Annotated in this window: 1 protein-coding gene and 1 pseudogene; both read left to right on the top strand. The window is 55.0% G+C overall.

All coding sequences use genetic code 11. From position 1 onward, the window contains the following. Window positions 1–441: ubiquinol-cytochrome c reductase iron-sulfur subunit (petA, locus tag ACR0IO_RS23155; RefSeq protein WP_480745209.1), on the top strand; the 441-nt coding region annotated here is incomplete at its 5' end. Between the two features lie 15 nt (window positions 442–456). Further along, window positions 457–894: pseudogene (gene petB, locus ACR0IO_RS23150) on the top strand (cytochrome b); the annotation flags it as partial.

The raw sequence follows: 894 nt of genomic DNA, 5'->3' as shown, positions 1-894 counted from the left end.
GCATCCACGATGCGCGTTGATGTCTCGGGTGTGCAGGAAGGAACACAGTTGACCGTTCTGTTCCTCGGCAAGCCCGTTTTCATCCGCCGCCGCACACAGGATGAGATTGAAGCGGCGCGCGCTGTTGACATGAATGACCTTGTCGATACCGATAGCCGCAACCCCAACATCGCGGCAGGATCGGATGCGCATGACGAGAACCGCAGCCTAACCACCCCTGAGGGTGAGAACACAGGCGAGTGGTTGGTGATGCAGGGCGTTTGCACCCATTTGGGCTGTGTGCCCTTGGGTGATGGCGCAGGCGAGTTCGGCGGTTGGTTCTGCCCTTGCCATGGTTCGCATTACGACACGGCAGGCCGTATCCGCAAAGGCCCCGCGCCGCAGAACCTGCACATTCCGAACGCGTCTTTCGTAGACGATACAACAATTTTGCTCGGTTAACGGAGGAAACGACCGATGTCTGGCATTCCCCACGACCATTACGAACCGAAGTCCAACGCCGAGAAGTGGTTGCATTCGCGCCTTCCCATCGTGGGCCTTCTTTATGACACATTGATGATCCCAACCCCCAAGAACCTGAATTGGATGTGGATTTGGGGCATCGTTCTTGTGTTCTGCTTGGTCATGCAGATCGTCACAGGGATCATCCTTGTGATGCACTACACCCCACATGTCGATCTCGCTTTTGCAAGCGTTGAGCACATTATGCGCAACGTGAATGGGGGATGGGCGATCCGCTATATCCACCAAAACGGGGCGTCTTTGTTCTTTATCGCGGTTTATCTGCACATTTTCCGTGGTCTTTACTACGGCTCCTACAAGGCGCCACGCGAAGTCACATGGATTGTCGGTATGCTGATTTACCTGCTGATGATGGGAACAGCCTTTATGTGC

Source organism: Ruegeria sp. CE12 (assembly GCF_056537525.1).
Note: the sequence above shows the minus strand (reverse complement) of the source record. Positions and strands in the feature narration are given on the sequence as shown.